General features: G+C 68.4%; 14 protein-coding genes. 3 read left to right on the plus strand and 11 right to left on the minus strand.

Annotation, left to right across the window (positions count from 1 at the left end; all coding sequences use genetic code 11):
- Positions 1-29: 29 nt before the first annotated feature.
- The 9 genes from H4O10_RS14375 to H4O10_RS14415 are packed head-to-tail and all read right to left on the minus strand — an operon-like array spanning position 30 to position 12,378.
- Positions 30-1,838 carry a hypothetical protein gene (locus H4O10_RS14375; protein WP_049455026.1) on the minus strand — a complete coding sequence of 603 codons (1,809 nt, stop codon included), beginning with the start codon at positions 1,836-1,838 and terminating at the stop codon, positions 30-32.
- Positions 1,835-4,000, minus strand: a complete 2,166-nt coding sequence (locus tag H4O10_RS14380) for a membrane protein (protein ID WP_049455024.1) — start codon at positions 3,998-4,000, stop codon at positions 1,835-1,837. The genes H4O10_RS14375 and H4O10_RS14380 overlap by 4 nt, the downstream gene beginning before the upstream one ends.
- Positions 3,997-5,118 (minus strand): BatA domain-containing protein, encoded by a 1,122-nt coding sequence (locus H4O10_RS14385; RefSeq protein ID WP_049455022.1) that lies wholly within the window; start codon positions 5,116-5,118, stop codon positions 3,997-3,999. Before H4O10_RS14385 ends, H4O10_RS14380 begins: the two co-directional genes overlap by 4 nt.
- A complete protein-coding gene (locus tag H4O10_RS14390; protein WP_033834594.1) occupies positions 5,115-6,011 on the minus strand; it encodes a DUF58 domain-containing protein in 897 nt (298 codons plus the stop codon). Before H4O10_RS14390 ends, H4O10_RS14385 begins: the two co-directional genes overlap by 4 nt.
- A gap of 7 nt (positions 6,012-6,018) precedes the next feature.
- Positions 6,019-7,002 carry a MoxR family ATPase gene (locus H4O10_RS14395; protein WP_049455019.1) on the minus strand — a complete coding sequence of 328 codons (984 nt, stop codon included), beginning with the start codon at positions 7,000-7,002 and terminating at the stop codon, positions 6,019-6,021.
- Between the two features lie 16 nt (positions 7,003-7,018).
- On the minus strand, positions 7,019-7,726 hold the full coding sequence (locus H4O10_RS14400; protein WP_033834596.1) for a DUF4159 domain-containing protein: 708 nt from the start codon (positions 7,724-7,726) through the stop codon (positions 7,019-7,021).
- Positions 7,726-9,060: a TldD/PmbA family protein gene (locus H4O10_RS14405; RefSeq protein ID WP_005407529.1), complete on the minus strand. Its 1,335-nt coding sequence runs from the start codon at positions 9,058-9,060 to the stop codon at positions 7,726-7,728. The genes H4O10_RS14400 and H4O10_RS14405 overlap by 1 nt, the downstream gene beginning before the upstream one ends.
- A 21-nt stretch (positions 9,061-9,081) precedes the next feature.
- Complete coding sequence (locus tag H4O10_RS14410) at positions 9,082-10,716, minus strand: TldD/PmbA family protein (protein ID WP_033834597.1); 1,635 nt, start codon at positions 10,714-10,716, stop codon at positions 9,082-9,084.
- A gap of 30 nt (positions 10,717-10,746) precedes the next feature.
- Positions 10,747-12,378 (minus strand): TldD/PmbA family protein, encoded by a 1,632-nt coding sequence (locus H4O10_RS14415; protein ID WP_180845674.1) that lies wholly within the window; start codon positions 12,376-12,378, stop codon positions 10,747-10,749.
- Between the two features lie 426 nt (positions 12,379-12,804).
- On the opposite strand from H4O10_RS14415, the gene H4O10_RS14420 reads away from it, so the two are divergent.
- Positions 12,805-13,419 carry a DUF938 domain-containing protein gene (locus H4O10_RS14420; RefSeq protein WP_049452630.1) on the plus strand — a complete coding sequence of 205 codons (615 nt, stop codon included), beginning with the start codon at positions 12,805-12,807 and terminating at the stop codon, positions 13,417-13,419.
- A 73-nt stretch (positions 13,420-13,492) separates the two neighbouring features.
- Here the strand turns inward: H4O10_RS14420 and H4O10_RS14425 are convergent, their stop codons facing one another.
- Positions 13,493-17,179, minus strand: coding sequence for an indolepyruvate ferredoxin oxidoreductase family protein (locus H4O10_RS14425; RefSeq protein ID WP_049402864.1), 3,687 nt, complete (start codon positions 17,177-17,179; stop codon positions 13,493-13,495).
- Positions 17,180-17,350: 171 nt separating this feature from the next.
- Here H4O10_RS14425 and H4O10_RS14430 point away from each other — a divergent pair, with 171 nt between their 5' ends.
- On the plus strand, positions 17,351-17,986 hold the full coding sequence (locus tag H4O10_RS14430) for a hypothetical protein (protein WP_005407536.1): 636 nt from the start codon (positions 17,351-17,353) through the stop codon (positions 17,984-17,986).
- 122 nt (positions 17,987-18,108) lie between these two features.
- Here the strand turns inward: H4O10_RS14430 and H4O10_RS14435 are convergent, their stop codons facing one another.
- Complete coding sequence (locus H4O10_RS14435; RefSeq protein ID WP_033834601.1) at positions 18,109-19,593, minus strand: AAA family ATPase; 1,485 nt, start codon at positions 19,591-19,593, stop codon at positions 18,109-18,111.
- Positions 19,594-19,716: 123 nt separating this feature from the next.
- Between H4O10_RS14435 and H4O10_RS14440 the strand changes: the two genes are divergently transcribed.
- A complete protein-coding gene (locus H4O10_RS14440; RefSeq protein ID WP_005407538.1) occupies positions 19,717-20,346 on the plus strand; it encodes a ParA family protein in 630 nt (209 codons plus the stop codon).
- Positions 20,347-20,363 lie beyond the last annotated feature (17 nt).

A 20,363-nucleotide genomic window follows, 5' to 3' on the forward strand; every position in this document is an offset into this window, starting at 1 on the left:
TTCGCGGGCGAAAGGGATCCGACCCCGGGTCAGCGCCGCCGTTCCAGCCACCACAGCAGCGATGCGCACAACACGAACGCCAGCCACCACGGCCAGCGTGAGCCCGGCACGGGCTGCATCACCGACGCGTTCGCCGACGTGCTGGAGGCCAACGCCTGCGTGGTCGCATCGATCATCGCCTGTCGATGCAGTGCGGGTGCGTCCTTCGGGTCGAACACATAGCGCCAGACAACGCCGTCGCCATGCTGCAGGCGCTGCCAGCCTGCCTCACGGGGCCACCAGCCGGCGCAGCGCAGCGCCGACGTTGCACCATCGGCGATCAGCGGCACGCTGTCGCCACGCGGGTTGAAGGCCTGCAGCGGCGCCTGCACGCCGCACAGCGCCTGCCGTTCGCCTGCCCAGCTGATGGGCTGTGGTGACCACAGCGCATCACCGCTGCCCTGCGCGCGTGCCAGCGTCGCAACCACGTCGCTCCACAGTTCGCCGTGGCGGTCATCGCGGCCTGCCAGCACCCAGCGCCAGCTGTCGGTCAGCGGCAGCTGGCCGATGCGGCCCTTGCCGACCGCGCGCCAGCCGCCGACGGCCTGGCCGCCCCGATCGTGCAGCAGCGCATTGCTGCCCGGCGCCTGCAACGCCAGTGCTTCCAGCGAAGGCAGCGCGGCACTGTGCGAGCTGCGGTCGGCCTCTTCGCCGTAGCCGGTCGGCAATGTGCCAGCGGCGAGCGGGCCACGGCGTGCGGCGAGGATCGCGCTTTCGCCATCGCCGGGAAGTTCGAGGGGGTGGCTGCTGCCATCACCCTGCACTGGCAGGCCCAGATCGCGAAGGCGTTGCCGCGCGCTGGCCGAAGGTGCGCCCGCACTGCGCACCAGCACGCCCAGTCCATCGCGCAGCGCCTGGCGCACGGCGGCCAGCTGGCCCGCACTCAATGCCGCCAGGCTGCGCTCGTCCAGCAGCAACAGATCGCTGCGCGTGAGCGATGCTGCATCGATCGACACCGCGCCATCGCCGATGCTGAGTCCGGCCCCGGTATCCGCCTGCACCTGCACACGGATGCCTGCATCGGCTGCCCAGCGCCGCAGGTACTTCAGCTCTGGACCTGGCGCGCCGGCGCGCACCAGCAGGCGCAGCGGTGCGGACGGCAGGGTCTGCTGCGGCACCGGTACGCTGTCCACCACATGGCCGTCGGCATCGAGCAGGCGCAGCTGGAACACGCTGCGGCCTTCGGCGCGGGCGACACCACTCAGCTGCACGCGGCCGTCGTCGGCAACCTCCGTGCGATCGACCACGCTGTCGGCCGGGTCGAGCAGTTCGGCCTTCGCCTTGGCCGCGCCACGCGCCTGTGCCTGCACGTCGAAGCGGGCACCGGGTGCGACATCGGCCGGCGGCTGCAGCGCGATCCAGCCGCGCGGCTCCGGTGCAGCCTGCCAACGCACATCCGGCGGCAGCACCGCGTCGCGGTCACGTGCGACCAGGCCCGCACCGACCAGCGTCAGCGTGGCGGCCGGATGCTGGCGCAGCGCGGTGGCCAGGTCGGGTACGCGCTGTGCGCCGGGCACATCGGCAGCTTCCGGCAACAGCAACAGCGGGCCTTCGCTGGCCGGGAGTACGCCGGCCTTGCCCGCATCGACGCCAAGCACGACCAGCCCGCCTGCGGGCTGCTGGCGGGTGGGGGGCGCCAGGCAGAAATACAGCAGCGTGGCGACGACGATCTGCAGTGCGATCACGACCCACCGGCGGCCGGGGTGCGCAGTGTCCGCACGCAGCTGGCGCACGCTGGCGATGACCACGATCAGAGCGAGTACCGGTGCAATCCACAGGTTCACAGCGGAGGCGTTCATGGCTGCGCCTCCAGCGCGTCGAGGTAGCGCTGGCCCATCACATCGGCGGCACTGCGCCGCATCGCCTGTGGCAGCGGACGCTGCAGCGCCCGCCACAACTGTGCGCGCAGGCGCTGGCGACAGTCGCCGCAGTCGGGCTCGATGCGCAGCTGCTCGATGGCCGCAGCCAGATCGAGTGCATCGGGCAGGTAGGCGGCGTTGCGCTGCTGCCAGGCCGCCAGCGCATCGAGATCCGGTGCGCCGTTGTCATCACCGAGGCGTTGCCAGGCTTCAACGATGGCCGGGTCCGGCGGGGTTCGCGCGGCCAACGGCAGTTCACGACTGGCCAGTCCGGCGCGATCACCGCCCAGCCGGCGGCTTTCATCGATGGGTGGCAGCTCCGGCCCGACCCGGGCCAGGTAGATGCGCTCGGCCTGCTGCACCTGCTTGATGAAGCCCAGCGCCTTGTAGGCAAATGGCAGCGCCTGCTCCGGGCGGCCCTGGCGCAGCTCGCCTTCGGCCGACCACATCTGGTCCAGCGCGGCCTTCAACGTGGCGCGGGTCTGCGGATCGAGCAGGGTGGTCGCCTCGGCGTGGTCATGGGTGTGCCCGTATTCGGAAAGCACGTCGGTCTCGCTGCCGAACACCGGCGGGATATCTGCGTTGGCTGTACTGCCATGATCGTGGCCATGGTCGTCTTGCGCGCCGGCCTGCGCGCCATGGTCGTGTTCGTGATCGTCGTTGTGGCCGTCTGCGGTCGGCGCATCGCTGGTGGGCAGGTCGCTGGTCGGCGGCGGCTTCGCCGCACCTTCGCTTTCCTCGCCCAGGAACTGGCCGTAGCGCAGGCGCAGGATGCGCTGGTCGACACCGATCGCATCGCTGCGCTTCACGAAGTCCTCGGCGGCCAGGCTGCGTCGCTGCCGGATCAGCGCTTCGGCGTCGATGATGATCTGCCGCTGGCTGCGGAAGTACGCAGGCAGGGTCTTCTTGATGCGGCCCTCGAGCTCTGCACCGAGCGCGACTTCGGCGCTGGGCAGGCGCAGGATCACGCTGCTGCTGCGCCCGGTCTGCGGCGTGGGTGCATGATTGTCGCGTACCTCCAGCTGGGCGATCACATCGTTGCCAGGCTGCGCGCCCAGCGCAGCCAGATCAAGGGTGTGGGCGAAACGCCGCGCGGTGGCTTCGCCGCTGCCGGCAAGCGTGACGCTGCGCTTTACGAAGGTGATGTTCTCACCGCTGCCCTGGGTAGTGGTGATCGACAGCGTTGCCTGCGCCGCGACACCGTAATCGTCGCTGGCCTCGAAGCGCAGTGCCCACTGCCGTTGCCCCGGCGTGCCCAGCACTAGGCTGGCCGTGGGCTCCAGTACGCGCACGCCGGGTGCACGGTCGGCCACCACATCCAGCCGATGCAGGCCGGTCTCTGCCAGTGCCGGTTCGCTCACCACGCGGTACAGCAGCGGCATACGCGCCACATCCTGCGCCTGCCATTGTCCTTCGCGCTCGCTCAGTGGCAACCGGCGACCATCGTGGAACTGCAGCCATGCCCTGTCCGGGGCGCGGTCGAAGCGCAGGGACCAGGACAGCCGGCTGTCGGCGGCAACCTTCGCATCCAGCGCATTCTGGGTGAGCGTGGCCTGGCCGGTATAGGCTGGCGCGTCGATGCGCAGGCGGGTGGACTGCAGGCGCAGCGGGCCCGCAGCAGCAGCGCTGCCAGGCGCCGGCGTGCGGACAGGCACGGAGCCGGGGCTGGAACGTGGCCAGCCGAATGCCAGCACAACAATGGCCAGGCCTGCGATCCAGCACAGCGCCAATGCCCCACGCGGCCAGCGTGGACGCAGCTCCGGCATCGCGCATTCCAGCATGGCCAGCACATGCGTGCGCTGGCGCTGCTGCAGCGGATTGAGCGTGGCGGCATCGGCGAACAGCAGATCGGCACTGTCCTCGCTGGCACCGCTGCCATCGAGCTGGCGCTGCAGCCACTGCCGGTCCAGCTGGCGGGCACGCGCAGTGACGAAGACCGCGCAGGTGAGCAGGCTGACCGTGCCGACGACGCAGGCGATATCGAAGCCTGCAAGACGCAGGGCCAGCACCGCGGCGGCCAATGCCCATGGCAGGCCCAACAGCAGGGTGATGAGCGCACGGCGGCGGCGTGCGCGTTGCCAGGCGTGCTGCAGGGTGTTCATGCGGCCACCCTGCGCCGGGTGCTGCTGGCCATCCAGCGTTCCAGCGCGAACAGCAGCACGACGGCCAGCAACAGCCAAGGCGTGGGCTCACGCAGCGGTGGTGTTGCAGCAGACAATGCGGCCCGCTGCGGTGCCTGGTCACGTGCATCGCCCAGGCGCGGGGCCGTAGGCGGCTGCAGCGCCAGCAGCAGGGCACGTGGCAGGCGCGGATCGCGCAGCGCAGGGTTGCTGGCGGCATTCCAGCCACCCGGCAGCGCCAGCAGATAGCCGTGGCCGATGCGTTGCTGCCACAGCAGCGGTGCGCCCTCGGCATCGCGCAGCAGGATGCTCGCGCTGGCAGCAGGCTTGCCGGCAGTCATGACACGACCGCCGCCGCGCAGCCACGCCTGCCAGTTCGCCGGCAGTGCATCGCTGCGGCTCCACACGCCGATCTCGCCGCGCTCCGGCAGGGCATCCGCCGGCAGCGGAGCAAGCGGTGCCTGCACGCCCCACCCGCGCTGCAGTGCGTTCAACCAGCGCTGGGCAGTGGCCGAAGCATCGCTGTGCACGCGCAGGCGCGGCGACGTCGCGGCACTCGGTTGCGCAGTGACCGGTATCGGCTGCGTGTGCCATTGCACGTCGCGCGACAGCTGCAGGCGGGCCCCATCCAGGCTGGGCAGGGGATCGGGCACGTGCACGGTCAATGCGGTGCCAACGGGCAGCTGCGCGTCCAGTTCGCGCAACAGGCTGGGCAGGGGGGCGGTTGATGCAGATGGCGCCTGATCGATGCCGGGGAAGCCGGGTGCCAGCCAGTGCCAGTTGCCATCCTCGGCCGTTCCACGCAGGGCCGTAGCATCCAGTCCCGGCGCTACCACGGTCCATGCAGCGGGAGGCGCCGTCGGGCCAGTCAACGCAGGTCGTGCCAGCAGCAGGGCCAGCGCGGCCAGCAACAGCAGGCGCACCAGCAGCAACGGCCAGTCATCGAAGCGGATGCGCTGGCGCGGCCGTATCTGCGCGCGCAGCCAGCGCAGCGCGGCGAAATCCAGTGGCGTGTAGGGATGGCGGCGGGCCAGGTGGATCAGCAGCGGCAGCAACCCTGCAGCGAGCGCGGCCAGGCCGAGCGGGAACAGCAGGGTCATGCATCGCCCCCACGGCCAAACAACGCCTGCAGCGCCTGGTCCAGCGGCTGGTCGAGCCAGCCTGTGGCACTGGCAATCCCGTTGGCCTGCAGGCGCGCGTGCAATGCGCTGCGTGCGTCGGCGAAGCGCTGCAGGTAGTCAGCGCGGATCGCGGCGCCATCGCCCAGCAGTTCCTCGCCGGTCTCCGGGTCGCGGAAGCGGTGGCCGGCGTCGAACGGGAAGTCGCGCTCGTCGGCGGTGAGGATCTGCAGCAGTGCCACTTCGCGGCGCGCGCTGGCCAGTTGTTCCAGCAGCACGATGCCGGCGTCGTCGAAGCCATCACCGATTGCCAGCAGCAGGTCGCCCGGGCGCACGCGCTCCCACAGCGGGCGCAGGCGATCGGCCGCAGGCCAGGCGCCGCGCGCCTGCAGGGCGTGCAGTTGCAGATGCACGCGATCACGCTGGCGCGCGCCGTTCGCCGCAGGCACCAGTTGCAGGCCAGCGCCATTGATCGCCAGCAGGCCGAAGCGATCACCCTGTTGCAGGGCCAGTTCAACCAGGCACGCGGCCACGCCACGCATGTGGTCCAGGCGCGTGCGCTGCGGTACCGCGCGATCAGCTTGGCCGGCCGAGGCGGTGGCATCGAGCAGCAGCCAGACCGTGATCGGGCTTTCGCGCTCGGACTCGCGCACGAAGAAGCGGTCCGAGCGTGCATACAGCTTCCAGTCGATCTGGCGGAGTTCGTCACCAGGCTCATAGGCACGGTACTGGGCGAATTCGAGGCCGGCACCGCGGCTGCGGCTGGCGTGCTGGCCGATGCCACTGGCACCGCTGGCCAGGCGCGGTCGCAGCCGCAACATGCGCAAGCGCGCACGCAGTTCCGGCGGCAGGGTCAACGGCGTACCTGCGTTCACGCGTGGCTCAACCCGGGAAGGGCACGGCCTGCAGCAGCGCGGCGACCACGTCGTCGGCACGCTTCTGCTCGGCCTCGGCGGCGAACGACAGCAGCAGGCGATGGCGCATCACCGGCGCGGCCAGCGCCTGCACGTCCTCGCGGGTGGCGGCGAAACGGCCCTGCAGCAGCGCGCGTGCCTTCGCTGCCAGCACCAGCGACTGGCCGGCACGCGGGCCGGCGCCCCACTTCACCCATTGGTTGATCGCCGCCGGAGCACCGTCGCCGGGCCGGCTGGCGCGCACCACGCGGGTGATCCAGGCGAGCACATCCGGGCTGACATGCACCTGGCGCACCGCGGCCTGCAGCGCGATCACCGCGTCGGCATCCATCACCTTCGGCACCGCGTCGGTGGCACCGCCGGTGGTCTGTTCCAGGATCTGCCGCTCCTCGTCTTCGCTGGGGTAATCCACCAGCACGTGCAGCAGGAAGCGGTCCAGCTGCGCTTCCGGCAGCGGGTAGGTTCCGGCCTGCTCGATCGGGTTCTGCGTGGCCAGCACGAAGAACGGCGCGGGCAGCGCGTAGGTGGTACCAGCGTAGCTGACCGTGCGTTCCTGCATCGCTTCCAGCAGTGCGGCCTGGGTCTTGGGTGGGGTGCGGTTGAGTTCGTCAGCCAGCAGCAGGTGGGTGAAGATCGGGCCCTGCTGGAAGCGGAAGTGGCGATGGCCGGTGCCGTGGTCTTCCTCCAGCAGCTCGGTGCCGAGGATGTCGCTGGGCATCAGGTCGGGGGTGAACTGCACGCGCCGGAACTGCAGCTCCAGTGCCTGGCCGAGCGAGCGCACCAGCAGGGTCTTGCCGAGCCCGGGTGCGCCTTCCAGCAGGCAGTGACCGCCGGCCAGCAGGCCGATCAGCAGCTGCTCGACCACGGCGTTCTGGCCCACCACGGCGCGTGCGAGCGCGGCGCGCAGCTCATCCAGGCGCGGCAGCAGGGAATCGAGGTCGGGGGAGGTCATGGGCGTGCAGGTCCTATCAGTTGTTCAACGCGTACATCACGATGTTGACGCCGAAGCGGGTGTTGTCTTCGGCCAGGAAGCGCTTGTTGCGCCAGTCGTAGTCCCACTCGCAGCCGTAGTCCTTGTTGCTGTACAGCAGGCCCAGGCGGCCGTCGACCTCGATGCCCTTCAGGTAGTCGTGCACCAGGTCGTCGCCCCAGCCGTTGAGTTCGAAGCTGGTGGCAGGCGGGCCATCCGGGAAGCGGAAGAAACTGCGGTACAGCGGGTGGCTGTTGGGCAGCTTCTGCAATGCCCTGGGCCCGAACAGGCGACCCATCTGCGCCTCGAACGAGGTAGCGAACAGGCCGTCGATATCGTGGTTGCAGTCGTCGACGAAGACGAAGCCGCCATTGCGCACGTAGCGCACGAAGTTCTGCCGCTCGGCGGCGTTGAACTCCACCAGCGTGTGCCCGGCCAGGTAGCAGAACGGCGCTTCCAGCATGCGTGGGTCGGCCAGCGCCACCACGTGTTCCTGCGGGTCCACGCGCAGCGAGGTGTAGTCGATCAGCGAGGTGATCAGGTTGGACGGCATGCGCGCGTCCACGTCCCAGTCACCGGAGTCGTACTGAAGGCGGGTGAACCAGAAGTCGTAGCGCGAACTGCGCGGGCCTGCCTGTGCCCAGGTTGGCAGCGCCGCCGCCGAAGCGGCAGCGGCCAACCAGCGCAGGCAGGCCCGGCGATCCATCAGACCGCGTCGGACAGCGAAGTGAAGGTGAAATCGCGCAGCTTCATCGGCGGGATCATCATCACGTAGCTGGATTCATCACCGGCCACGCGCACCGGCTTGCCCAGCTCTTCGATGTTGTTGAGCATGATCACCGGCGATTCGTTGAAGCGGAAGTTCTTCACCGGATGCTTGATCTGGCCGTTCTCGATGTAGAAGGTGCCGTCGCGGGTCAGGCCGGTCAGCAGCACGGTCTGCGGATCGACCATGCGGATGTACCAGGTGCGGGTGACCAGGATGCCCTTCTGGGTGCCGCGAACCAGTTCGGCGGTGCTCTTGTCGCCACCGCTCATCAGCAAGTTGCCCGGCGACGCCTTGGCGGTCTTGCCCTGCTTCTGCGCCCAGAAGCGCGAGTAGTCCAGGTTGGCGATCCTGCCGTTCTCGATGATGGCCATGCGCTCGCGGGGCAGGCCCTCGTTGTCCCACGGCAGCACCGGTGCGTCCGGGTGCCATGGGTCGGCGATCATGGTCACGCGCGGGTCGTAGACCTGCTCGCCCAGCTTGTTGCCGCCGCCCTTCTTGGACAGGAAGCTGCGGCCTTCATCGGCCGAGCGTGCGCTGAAGAAGTTCATCATGAAGCTGATCAGGCCGGCCGCCGCAGCCGGCTCCAGGATCACCGTGTACTTGCCCGGTTCCAGCGCTTTGGCTTCGGCCGATTCGGTGGCCTTGCGCATGGCGATGCGGATGTCCTGGTCCGCCTTGAAGTCAGCCGCATCCTTCAGGTTGCGGCCGACCCAGCCCGAACCACGGCCATCCTCGGTGCGCACGGTGCAGGTGTAATTGAAGTTGGTGGTGCGCTGGTAGGCGAAGTTGCCGTTGCTGTTGGCAGTGGCCTGGAAGCCCTGGCCGTCTTCGAGGAAGCCGGCGGCGATCAGGCCATGGCCACGGCAGGGCGCGATTGAATCTGCGGCAACCTTGGCACGGAACGCCGGATCGATCGCGGCAGTGGATTCGCTGAAGGTGGGGCTGGCGCGGTAGGTCTGCTTGCCGATGGCCGGCATGAACTCCGGGTTTTCCGGGGCCAGGCGGGCCAGGTCTTCGGCACGGCGCACCACGCGTTCCAGCGCGGCATCGTCGAACTCGTTGATCGAGGCCGTGCCGACGCGCTTGCCGAAGGCAACGGTGACCGCCAGTTCGGTGTTGTCGACGATGCCGCTGGTGGAGACATTGTTCAGTGCGAAACGGATGTTGCCGTCGATCGCGCCGGCCAGCACGGCGGTGCATTCGTCGGCCTTGGACAGGGCGATGACCTTGTCGAGGATGGCCTTGGCCTGGGCTTCGGTGAAGATACTCATGGTGTAAGGGCTCCTGACCGATCAGCCGAGGCTGCGTGCGGTGTTGATGACGTTGATGCCGTTGAAGCGCGCGGTGGACGAACCGTGCGAGACCGCCGAGACCTGGCCCGGCTGGCCCTTGCCGTCGAAGAACGAACCGCCCAGGCGGTAGTCACGCTCGTCGGCCACGGCGGTGCAGGCGTTCCAGAACTCCGGCGTGCGGATCTGGTAGGCCACGTCTTCCAGCATGCGGGTGATCTGGCCGTTCTTGATCTCGTAGAACAGCTGGCCGCCGAACTGCGCGTTGTAGCGCTGCTGGTCGATCGAGAACGAACCATCACCGATGATGTAGATGCCGTTCTCCACGTCCTTGATCAGGTCCGGCACGCTCAATGGCTTCTTGCCCGGTGCCATCGACACGTTGGCCATGCGCTGGAACTGCACGCTGGACCACGAGTCGGCATAGCAGCAGCCGTCGGACTCGGTCTTGCCGAGGATGTGGGCCTGGTCGCGGATGGTCTGGTAGTCCACCAGCTTGCCGTTGCTGATCAGGTCCCAGCGCTTGCACTTCACGCCTTCATCGTCGTACGCCACTGCGCCGAGGCTGCCCGGCTGGGTCTTGTCGGCGAAGATGTTGACCAGTTCGCTGCCGTACTGGAAATGCTGTTCGCGCTTGTCCAGGGTGGCGAAGCTGGTGCCGGCGTAGTTGGCCTCGTAGCCAAGCACGCGGTCCAGCTCCAGCGGATGGCCGATCGACTCGTGGATGGTCAGCCAGGTGTGCGACGGGTCGAGCACCAGGTCGTACTTGCCCGGCTTCACCGACGGTGCCTTCAGCTTTTCCTGCGCCTGCCTGGCAGCGGCGATGGCGTCTTCCTTCATGTCGTAGGAAGAACTGTAGTTGACCACGCCATTGGGGCCGACCACCTTGCCCGCGGCGGCGCCATCCAGGTACTCGTAGCCCAGGCCCATCGGCGAGGACAGGCCCGAACGGGTGCGGAACTTGCCGCTGGACTTGTCGATGGCGGTGACCGTCATCGGCGCCCAGATACGGTGCACGTCCTGGTCGATGTAGGAGCCGTCGGTGGAGGCGAAGTACTTCTGCTCGTTGACCAGGAACAGCATCGAGTTGACGAAGCTGGCACCGGCGCCCATTGCGGCGGCGTTGACGTCCAGCAGCAGGCCGACCTTGTCCTTGATCGGCACGTCCATCGCATTCTTGCGGATCGGCGTGCGCCAGCTCACCTCACCGACGCCCGGCGCCTTGGCCAGCTGCACCGGCGCGGTCTGCACGCCGGCATTGGCCTTGGCGATCGCCGCCGCCTGCTGCGCGGCCTTGGCCACATCGGCCGTACCCAGCGCATTGGTGGCGGCAAAGCCCCAGGCACCGTTGACGATCACGCGGATGCCCACGCCGGTGGACTCGGTGTTCACCACGTTCTGCACCTTGTCCTCGCGGGTGATCACGAACTGCCGCAGGTAGCGGCCGATGCGCACGTCGCAGTAGGTGGCGCCGGCCTGGCGGGCGGCGGCCAGCGCCGCATCGGCCAGGCGCTTCTTCAGCCCCAGGTCCAGCGAGCTCTGCAGCTGTTCGGCGGCGATCACCTTGCCGAAGAAGGAGGGCACGATCAGCCCGCCCGCGGTAAGCCCGGTCAGGGCCAGGAAGTCACGTCTTTGCAAGGCTGCTCTCCATGTCGAAGGATGGGTGGCTCAAGCGCCGAGACTGCGCGCGGTGTTGATGATGTTGATGCCGTTGAAGCGGGTGGTGGACGAACCGTGCGAGACCGCCGAGACCTGGCCGGGCTGGCCCTTGCCGTCGAAGAACGAACCGCCCAGGCGGAAGTCGCGTTCATCGCAGATGGCGGTGCAGGCATTCCAGAATTCCGGCGTTCGGATCTGGTAGGCCGCATCCTCGACCATGCCGGCGATCTTTCCGTCCTTGATCTGGTAGTACAGCTGGCCGCCGAACTGCGCGTTGTAGCGCTGCTGGTCGATCGAATACGAACCGCGGCCGTGGATCCAGATGCCGTTCTCCACGTCCTTGATCATGTCCTCGACGCTGAACGGCTGCTTGCCCGGCGCCAGGGAGACATTGGCCATGCGCTGGAACTGCACGCTGGACCAGGAATCGGCATAGCTGCAGCCATGCGATGCATCGCGGCCGAGGATATGGGCCTCGTCGCGGGTGGCCTGGTAGTCAACCAGGATGCCGTCGCGCACCAGGTCCCAACGCTGCGTCTTCACCCCTTCATCGTCGTAGCCGACGGCGCCGAGGCTGCCCGGCTGGGTCTTGTCGGCGAAGAAGGTGACGATGTCGCTGCCCCAGCGGAAACGCGCATCGCGCTTGTCCAGGGTGGCGAAGCTGGTGCCGGCGTAGTTGGCTTCGTAGCCGAGCACGCGGTCCAGCTCCAGCGGGTGGCCGACGTTCTCGTGGATGGTCAGGAACAGGTTGGACGGGTCCAGCACCAGGTCGTACTTGCCGGGCTTTACCGACGGCGCCTTCAGCTTCTCGCGGGCATGGCGGGCGGCCGCGATGGCGTCCTCGACCGGGTCGTAGGAATCGCGGTAGGCGGTGATGCCGCCGGGCAGCTGCACCTTGCCACTCGCATCGCCATCGAGGAACTCGTAGCCCATGCCCATCGGCGAGGACAGGCCAGCGCGGGTACGGAACCTGCCGCTGGCCTTGTCGATGGCGGTGGCGGTGAACGGCAGCCAGATGCGGTGGATGTCCTGGTCGATGAACGAGCCGTCGCTGGAGGCGAAGTACTTCTGTTCGTTGACCAGGAACAGGGTGGAATTGATGTAGTCGGCACCCGCATTCAGCGCGGCGGCGTTGAGCGCCAGAAGCAGTTCGACCTTGTCCTGGATCGGCACCGCCATTGCGTTCCTGCGGACGGGCGTCTGCCAGCGCACCTCACCGACCGAGGGTGTCGGCGCCAGCTGCACCGGCCGGGTCTGGATGCTGGCGTTGGCACGGGCGATCGCCGCAGCCTGCTCGACCGCAGCGCGTACGGCGGCCTCGGTCTGCTGATGGGTCGCGGCGAAGCCCCAGGCGCCGTTGACGATCACGCGCACGCCCACGCCGGACGACTCGCGGTTGGTCACATTGCCGACCTGGTGTTCGCGGGTGATGACCGACTGGTTGAGATAGCGGCCGATGCGGACATCGCAGTAGCTGGCCTTGGCGGTGCGTGCGGCGGCCAGCGCCACGTCCGCCAGGCGCCTGCGCTGGGCGGTATCGACCGGGGCAAGCAGCTGCTCGGCGGCGATGGCACGGGAATGCGGCAGCAGCAGGCCCGCCAGGCCCAGACCGGAAAAAGCCAGGAACTCACGTCGTTGCACAGCGTTTCTCTCTCTCGCTTGCGTGCGGTTGGCAATGGGCCGGACCGATCACGTCAACTCCTCGACTTTCGCCAGCGCGGGGCGTGGGGACAAGTGACTGCAGTCATGGTTGGGGGTGTTTCGGCAGGGCTGCGCCCTGCACCTGCTCAGAGCCGGAGCAACAGCAACAGCAACAGCGGGCTTGCTGAGGGATGGCGGGGCGGTGTGGGTGGGCAGGACACGCCGTAAACCCGTCCCTGGGGCTCGATGGCGCCCTCCATGGCGCCAACGGTCCTGCCCACCTACCCCGCCATCCCACAGCAAGTCCGCTGTTGCTGTTGCTTTGGCTGTTGCCGTTGCTCCGGCTTCTGCGGGTGCAGGGCGCAGCCCTGCCGAGCAACACCCCCTCGTGCACAATGGAGCCGACCCCGCCTGGACCCCGTCCTGATGTCGAGCAAGCCGTATTCAGAAGCCTGCGAGCGCAACCGCGAACCCATCGCCACCGCACTCGACCCGTGGATGGGCGACCGCCGTCGGGTGCTGGAGATCGGCAGTGGCACCGGCCAGCATGCGGCCTTCTTCGCCGAGCGCTGGCCGTGGCTGCGCTGGCAGCCCAGTGATCATCCGGACCATCTGCCCGGCATCGAGGCCTGGCGTGCGGAGACCGCGCTGCTGAACCTGTTGCCGCCGCTGGCGTTGCAGGTGGAACTGCCACCGGCGCCTGGGCTCAGCCTGCCACAGGGCAGCACGTTCGACGCCGCATTCAGCGCCAACACGCTGCACATCATGAGCTGGGAACACGTGCAGGCACTGTTCGCCGCGCTGCCACCGGCGCTGCGTCATGGTGCGCTGCTGGCGGTGTATGGCCCGCTCAACTACGGCGGCCGCTACACCAGCGACAGCAACGCGCAGTTCGATGCCTGGCTGAAGGCACGTGATCCGCGCAGCGGCATCCGCGATAGCGAAGCGGTGCAGGCGCTGGCCGCCGACCACGGATTCACCCGACTGGGGGATGTGGCGATGCCGGCCAACAACCGCCTGTTGCTGTGGCGGCTGGGCTGAACCGCCGGTAGTACCGGCCGCTGGCCGGCAACCGATTGCCAGGAGGGATGCCGGCCAGCAGCCGGCACGCCCATCAGGCCACCTGCACGATGTGCAGTGCCTTCGGGTTCCGCCACTGCGCCAGCAGCGTGGCTTCCCGCGCCTTGGCCTGCGCGAAGTGGGCTTCCTTGACGTGGCCGAAGCCGCGGATGTGTTCGGGGATGCTGGCAATCTCCACCGCCAGCGCCAGGCGGTCGTCATCCAGGCCATCCAGCAGCACCTGCACGGTCGCCTCGTAGTCACCGATCAGCTTGCGCTCCATGCGACGTTCCTCGGTGCGGCCGAACACGTCGAGTCGGCCGCCACGCAGGAACTTCAGTTTCGCCAGCAGGCCGAACGCCTTGAACATCCACGGGCCGTATTCCTTCTTCAGCAACCGGCCCTGCTCGTCCTTCTTCGCGAACAGCGGCGGCGCCAGGTGGAAGCGCAGCTGGTAATCGCCCTCGAACTGCTGCTGCAGGCGGCGCTGGAAGTCACCGCTGGTGTACAGGCGGGCCACTTCGTACTCGTCCTTGTAGGCCATCAGCTTGAACAGGTAGCGGGCTACCGTCTCGGTCAACGCAGTGGAACCGCCGATGCGCTCGGCTTCGGCGGCGCGCACGCGCTCGACCAGGCTGCGGTAGCGGTTGGCATAGGCAGCATCCTGGTAATCGACCAGGAAGGCGGCGCGACGCTCGATCATTTCGTCCAGCGAACGCGACAGGCGTGCGTCGTCCAGCGGCAGGAATGCCACGTCGCCACCGTGCGAGGGCAGGCCACGCAGCTCGCGTTCGTCGCCGGTGTTGCGCGGTGCCGCGGTCGCACCCCATTCATTGCCTTCCCACTCGCCCGGCGGCAGCGGGTGCAACGGGCCGGGGGTGGACTCGGTATCGGTGTGGCGGTTGCGCACCAGGCCGGCGGCCTGCTGCACGGCCTGCGGGTCGACCACCGCCAGGCGGCCCCAGGCAAAGGCCTGCTGGTTCATCGCCACGGCGGCGCCATTGAGTTCGATGGCGCGCATCAGCGACTCGAACGACAGCGGCACCAGGCCCTGCTGCCAGGCGTAGCCGAGGATGAACAGGTTGGCGGCGATGGCATCGCCCAGCAGCGCGGTGGCCAGCTGGGTGGCATCGAGCAGCAGCGGCTCCTGGCCGCCCAGGGCTACGCGCACACCGGCGATGATGTCGGCGGCGGGGAACTGCATGTCCGGACGGGTGGTGAACGTGCCCGGCATCGCTTCGTAGGTGTTCAGCACCACCTGCGAACGGCCGGCGCGCACCTTCGAAAGCGCCCAGTAGTCGTTGACCACCACCATGTCGCAGCCCAGCACCAGGTCGGCTTCACCGGCGGCGATGCGCACGGCGTGGATGTCATCCGGGCGGCGTGCGATGCGGATGTGCGTGGTCACCGCGCCACCCTTCTGCGCCAGGCCGGTCTGGTCGAGCACGGTCGCGCCCTTGCCTTCCAGGTGGCCGGCCATGCCCAGCAGTGCACCGATGGTCACCACGCCGGTACCGCCGACGCCGGTGATCAGGATGTTCCAGGGTTGTTCCAGCGTGCCGCGGATGGTTGGTGCCGGCAGATTGTCCAGCAGCGTGGAGGCATCGCGCTTGCTGCCCTTGCGCGGCTGGCCACCGTGTACGGTGACGAAGCTCGGGCAGAAGCCGTTCACGCACGAATAGTCCTTGTTGCAGTTGGACTGGTCGATCTCGCGCTTGCGCCCGAACTCGGTTTCCTTCGGCAGCACCGACACGCAGAAACTCTTCTTGCCGCAGTCGCCGCAACCTTCGCAGACCAGCGAATTGATCAGCACCCGCTTCTGCGGATCTTCCAGCTTGCCGCGCTTGCGGCGGCGACGCTTCTCGGTGGCGCAGGTCTGTTCGTAGATCAGGATCGAAACACCCTTCACTTCGCGCAGGCGCTTCTGCACCTCCTCCAGTTCGCTGCGGTCGTGGAACTCCACGTCGCTGGGGAAGTGCTCGCGCTGGCCGGTCCACTTGCCGATGTTGTCCGACAGCACCACGATGGTGTGGATGCCTTCGGCGCGCATCTGCCGTGCGATGTCGGGCACGCTCAGCGGGCCGTCCACCGGCTGGCCGCCGGTCATCGCCACCGCGTCGTTGTAGAGGATCTTGTAGGTGATGTTGACGCCGGCCGCGACCGCCTGGCGGATCGCCAGCGAGCCGCTGTGGAAATAGGTGCCGTCGCCCAGGTTCTGGAACACGTGCGGGGTATCGGTGAACGGCGCCTGCCCGGCCCAGGTCACGCCTTCGCCGCCCATGTGGGTGAAGGTGTCGGTGCTGCGGTCCATCCAGGTCACCATGTAATGGCAACCGATGCCGGCCAGTGCCCGCGAGCCTTCCGGCACCTGGGTGGAGGTGTTGTGTGGGCAACCGGAGCAGTAGTGCGGCACGCGCGGGAAGCTGGCGCGCGGCAACGCAAGCTCGGCTTCCTTCTGCTGCATCCACTGCAGGCGTTGTTCAATGGATTCGTTGTTGAAGAACTTCTGGATGCGGCGGCCGATCACGCCGGCGATGGTGGCCGGGGTCAGTTCGCCGGTGGACGGCAGGATCCATTCGCCACTCTCGTCGTACTTGCCGACGATGGACGGGCGCTGGCCCCAGCTGGCCGGCCAGTTGAAGAACTGTTCCTTCATCTGGCGCTCGATGAAGGCACGCTTCTCCTCCACCACGATGATGTCTTCCAGCCCCTGCGCGAAGCGCGCGATGCCCTGCGGTTCCAGCGGCCAGGTCATGCCGACCTTGTACACGCGGATGCCGATGTCGGCGCACGCGGCTTCGTCCAGGCCCAGGTACTCCAGCGCCTGCAGCACGTCCAGGTAGCTCTTGCCGGTGGTGACGATGCCCAGCCGCGCGCGCGGCGCATCCATCACCACCTTGTCGATGCCGTTGGCGCGGGCAAAGGCCTGCGCGGCCTTCACCGCATAGCGGTGCAGGCGCATTTCCTGGTCCAGCGGCGGGTCCGGCCAGCGGATGTTGAGGCCACCCGACGGCATCTCGAAGTCTTCCGGCAGCACGATGCGGCGCGCCATCGGATCGACCTGCACCGACGCCGACGATTCCACCGTCTCGGCGATCGTCTTGAAGCCGACCCAGCGGCCGGTATAGCGGCTCATCGCCCAGCCCAGCAGGCCCATGTCGAGGATGTCCTGCACGCCGGCCGGGTTCAGCACCGGCATCATCGCGCTGACGAACTCGTCCTCGCTGCCATGCGGCAGGGTCGAACTGCGGCAGGCATGGTCATCGGCGGCCAGTGCCAGCACGCCACCATAGCGCGAGGTGCCGGCCGCATTGGCATGCTTGAACACGTCGCCGCAGCGGTCCACGCCCGGTCCCTTGCCGTACCACATGCCGAACACGCCCTGCACGTTGGCGCCGGGGAACAGGTTGGTCTGCTGGGTGCCCCATACCATGGTGGCGCCCAGGTCCTCGTTCAGGCCGGGGGTGAACTTCACCTTGGCCGCTTCCAGATGCTTGCGCGCGCGCCAAAGTTCCAGGTCGAAGCCACCCAGCGGGCTGCCACGGTAGCCACTGACGAAGCCGGCGCTGTCGATGCCTTCGGCGGCATCGCGCAGGCGCTGCATCAGCGGCAGCCGCACCAGCGCCTGCACGCCACTCAGGTAGATCCGCCCCTCGTTGCGGGTGTACTTGTGGTCGAGCGTGTAATCACGGTCGAGCAGGTCGGCGGAGGAGGGCGAAGTGAGTTGCGCGGTACTGGTCATGGCTGGCCCGGTAGGATCGGCTGGCACCGGCCGCGTGCGGGCACGCGGCGGGAAAGGCGCGAATTGTAGCAGCGGGGCCGTGGTGGGCCCGGCACTCGCGCCCGCGCCGCTGCTGGGGTTAGGATCGGGGCGAGAGAGGGAGGCTGCGGTTGTGCAGCCTGGGGAGAAGGGATGTCAGTTCCAGGAAAGATCCTGGCCAGCGTGCTGCTGGCCTCGGGAGCGGCCACGGCGTGGGCCGCGCCGGCCATGCCGGCACCACAGGAGTTCTACTTCGACAGCGACCTGGCGGCGGCACCGATGGTGGCGATGCAGGGCGAAGGCGATGAGCTGGTCACCCAGCTGGTGAGGTTGCGCGAGCGCGGCCGACGCGCGGTGGAAGCCACCGTGCAGCTGGCTTCGGTGGCCAGCACCCAGGGCCGTGCCGAGCTGGCCGACCAGCTGTATGGCGAGGCCCTGAAGGAGGCGCCCGCACAGAGCAGCGCGGGCCGTAGCGTGCGTTGGAACTATGGCTGGGACCTGCTGCGCCAGGGCAAGCCGGAGGCGGCGCTGGAGCAATGGTTGTCGTCGGCCGGCAATGCGCGCAGCAAGCCCAGCTGGGTGCCACCCACGTACGCGCTGGCCCTATGGCGGATGGGGCAGAAGCAGGAGGCCGTGCAGTGGTATGCCGCAGCAGTGCGTACCGAGCCGTCGCAATGGAGCACCAGTGCCAATTACGCGCAGCTGCTGCCGCAGTGGCGCGAGGATGAGCGCGCGTCGTTGGCCGAAGTGCAGCAGGCCTGGGCGGCGGCCCCGCCTGCGTGGCCCTGAGGGAGGGGTTCGGCCGGGTTCACGGCGTCCCCCGCGAATCCACCCCGCCCGGCCAAGCGTGGCTTTTGATGTTCACAGCCAACCAGCCGCCACGAGGGGCTGCGCCGTTCGCTGGAAACCCCTCAATCGTCCGCGGAAACCGTCCGCCCCGATGCCCACGCCCGCAGCGCCTCGACCTGCTCGGCCATCAGTACCGACAGCGGCCGCGTCGCACGGATCTCGTTCATCAGCAGCTCGGTATCCAGTGGCCGGCCTTCGGCGTGCGCCGCATACAGCCCGGCCACGATCGCCTGCTCGATCTCCGCACCTGAGAAACCATTCGCCGCGGCCGCCAGCGCTGGCAGCGCGAAGTCGTCGGCATTGAGCTGGCGCCGACCCAGATGCAGCCGCAGCAGTTCCACGCGCACCTCCGGCGAAGGCAGGTCAACGAAGAAGATCTCGTCGAAGCGGCCCTTGCGCAGCAGCTCGGCGGGCAGCTCGTGCACCTGGTTGGCGGTGGCCACGATGAACACCGGTGCCTTGCGCTCGGCCATCCAGGTCAGCAGGTAGCCCAGCACGCGGCGTGACACGCCACCGTCCTCGCCACCGCTGGCCAGGCCCTTCTCGATTTCATCCATCCACAGCACGCAGGGCGCCAGCTGCTCGGCCGAGGCCAAGGCCTGGCGCAGGTTGGCCTCGGTCTCGCCGTGGTACTTGTTGTACAGCGCGCCCACGTCCAGGCGCAGCAGCGGTACGCCGAAACCGGCGGCGGTGGCCTTGGCCAGCATCGACTTGCCGCAACCCTGCACGCCCAGCAGCAGCATGCCGCGCGGTGGGTCCAGCCCGGCCGGTGCGGAGCCAGCGATGAACGCCACACGCCGCTGGTTGATCCAGCGCTTGAGCCGGTTGGCGCCGGCCACGTCGCCGAACCGCGCGCTGTCATGCTCGAAGAACAGGTGGCCGCTGCGGTTGAGCAGCTCGAACTTCAGCCGTGCCAGCTGCGGCAGGTCGTCGTCGCGCAGCGCGCCGTCGGCGTAGATCAGCTGCCGGGCGATGCGCCGGGCATCGACCAGGCTCAGGCCCTGCAGGTTCTTCAGGATTTTCTTCACCGCCTCGCTGTCGACTTCGACGCGGCGGCCGCCGTGTTCGCGGGCGTAGGCATCGGCCTCCTCGCGCAGCATCTTCAGCAGGGCGTTGGCATCGGGCAGGCGCGGGTTGAAGCGGACCGCCAGCGCTTCCAGCTCGGCCGGCAGTTCGACCTTGGCGCCGATCAGCACCAGCACGTGCGGTTCGCTGTGGCGGCGCTGGATCAGGTCGCGCAGGGCGCGCTGGTGGCTGGCATAGCCCAGGTAGGGGTGGAAATCGAGCAGCAGGTAGACCCCGCGCTGCCCGGCCTGGCGGATCATCTGCAGGGCCGCGCTGGCGTCGGGTGGCCCGGCCGGCGGATCTTCGCTGTCCAGGTCGATGCGGCGCAGGCCCTCGGTGATCGACCACCGGTGCAGCGCCCGCCAGACGTGCATCAGCGTCTGCCGGAACAGGTCGACGATGCGACCCTCGTCCTGGGTCTCGATCACGATCAGGGGGGTGTTGGCGCGGATCAGTGCGCTCAGGTCCTGCAGCTCGCTCATGCCGGTTCGATCCTTCGGGGGCGCCACGATAGCAAAGGCGATGGCCGCAGGTTCAGCGCGGTGCTACCTCCCGTCACCACCGCCGGTGTACGCTCGGGGCACGTACCCGGAAGCGAGGCTGGCATGAAGACGATCCTGGTGGCCGGTTCCAAGGGCGGGGTGGGCAAGACCACCGTCGCCACCCACCTGGCCGCGTACGCGGCATTGCAGGGCAGGGCCACGGTGATCGCCGACGCCGACCCTCAGGGCTCCAGCACCCGCTGGGCGCAACGGCGGGCCGGGCTGGAAAGCGCGGTGCTCCCCATTGATGTGTATCGGAAGAAGCAGTGGGCGCAGAAGCTGCCCGATGGCACCGAAACCGTCATCATCGACGCACCGGCGGGCGCGTTGGCCGACGATATCCCCCATTTCCTTGACGCTGCCGACGCGGTGGTGGTGCCGGTGCTGCCCTCGGCGCTCGACATCGAAGCCATCGTCGGCTTCCTCAACAGCCTGGCCCAGAACCCGCGGGTGCACAGCCGCAAGCTGCCGGTGGGGCTGGTCCTCAACCGCACCAAGCCCTGGACCCAGACCTCGCAGCAGGCGTTGCAGATGCTGGCCGAATGGCCGTACCCGGTGGTCGCGCAGCTGCGTGACAGCCAGAGCTACGTGGTCATGACCGGCCTCGGCCGCAGCCTGTTCGACTACCGCTCGGCCCAGGTGCGGGAGCATCAGGCCGACTGGGAGCCGCTGCTGTCCTGGCTCAAGCTTTGATGCCTGCGTCACTCTTC

The sequence above is a fragment of the Stenotrophomonas sp. I18B00994 genome (assembly GCF_014145825.1).
GTDB lineage: Bacteria > Pseudomonadota > Gammaproteobacteria > Xanthomonadales > Xanthomonadaceae > Stenotrophomonas > Stenotrophomonas maltophilia.

Coding starts and splice junctions, on each gene's coding strand:
- H4O10_RS14375 (WP_049455026.1), bottom strand. CDS start 1,838: ATGAACGCCTCCGCTGTGAACCTGTGGATTGCACCGGTACTCGCTCTG.
- H4O10_RS14380 (WP_049455024.1), bottom strand. CDS start 4,000: ATGAACACCCTGCAGCACGCCTGGCAACGCGCACGCCGCCGCCGTGCG.
- H4O10_RS14385 (WP_049455022.1), bottom strand. CDS start 5,118: ATGACCCTGCTGTTCCCGCTCGGCCTGGCCGCGCTCGCTGCAGGGTTG.
- H4O10_RS14395 (WP_049455019.1), bottom strand. CDS start 7,002: ATGACCTCCCCCGACCTCGATTCCCTGCTGCCGCGCCTGGATGAGCTG.
- H4O10_RS14400 (WP_033834596.1), bottom strand. CDS start 7,726: ATGGATCGCCGGGCCTGCCTGCGCTGGTTGGCCGCTGCCGCTTCGGCG.
- H4O10_RS14405 (WP_005407529.1), bottom strand. CDS start 9,060: ATGAGTATCTTCACCGAAGCCCAGGCCAAGGCCATCCTCGACAAGGTC.
- H4O10_RS14420 (WP_049452630.1), top strand. CDS start 12,805: ATGTCGAGCAAGCCGTATTCAGAAGCCTGCGAGCGCAACCGCGAACCC.
- H4O10_RS14425 (WP_049402864.1), bottom strand. CDS start 17,179: ATGACCAGTACCGCGCAACTCACTTCGCCCTCCTCCGCCGACCTGCTC.
- H4O10_RS14430 (WP_005407536.1), top strand. CDS start 17,351: ATGTCAGTTCCAGGAAAGATCCTGGCCAGCGTGCTGCTGGCCTCGGGA.
- H4O10_RS14435 (WP_033834601.1), bottom strand. CDS start 19,593: ATGAGCGAGCTGCAGGACCTGAGCGCACTGATCCGCGCCAACACCCCC.
- H4O10_RS14440 (WP_005407538.1), top strand. CDS start 19,717: ATGAAGACGATCCTGGTGGCCGGTTCCAAGGGCGGGGTGGGCAAGACC.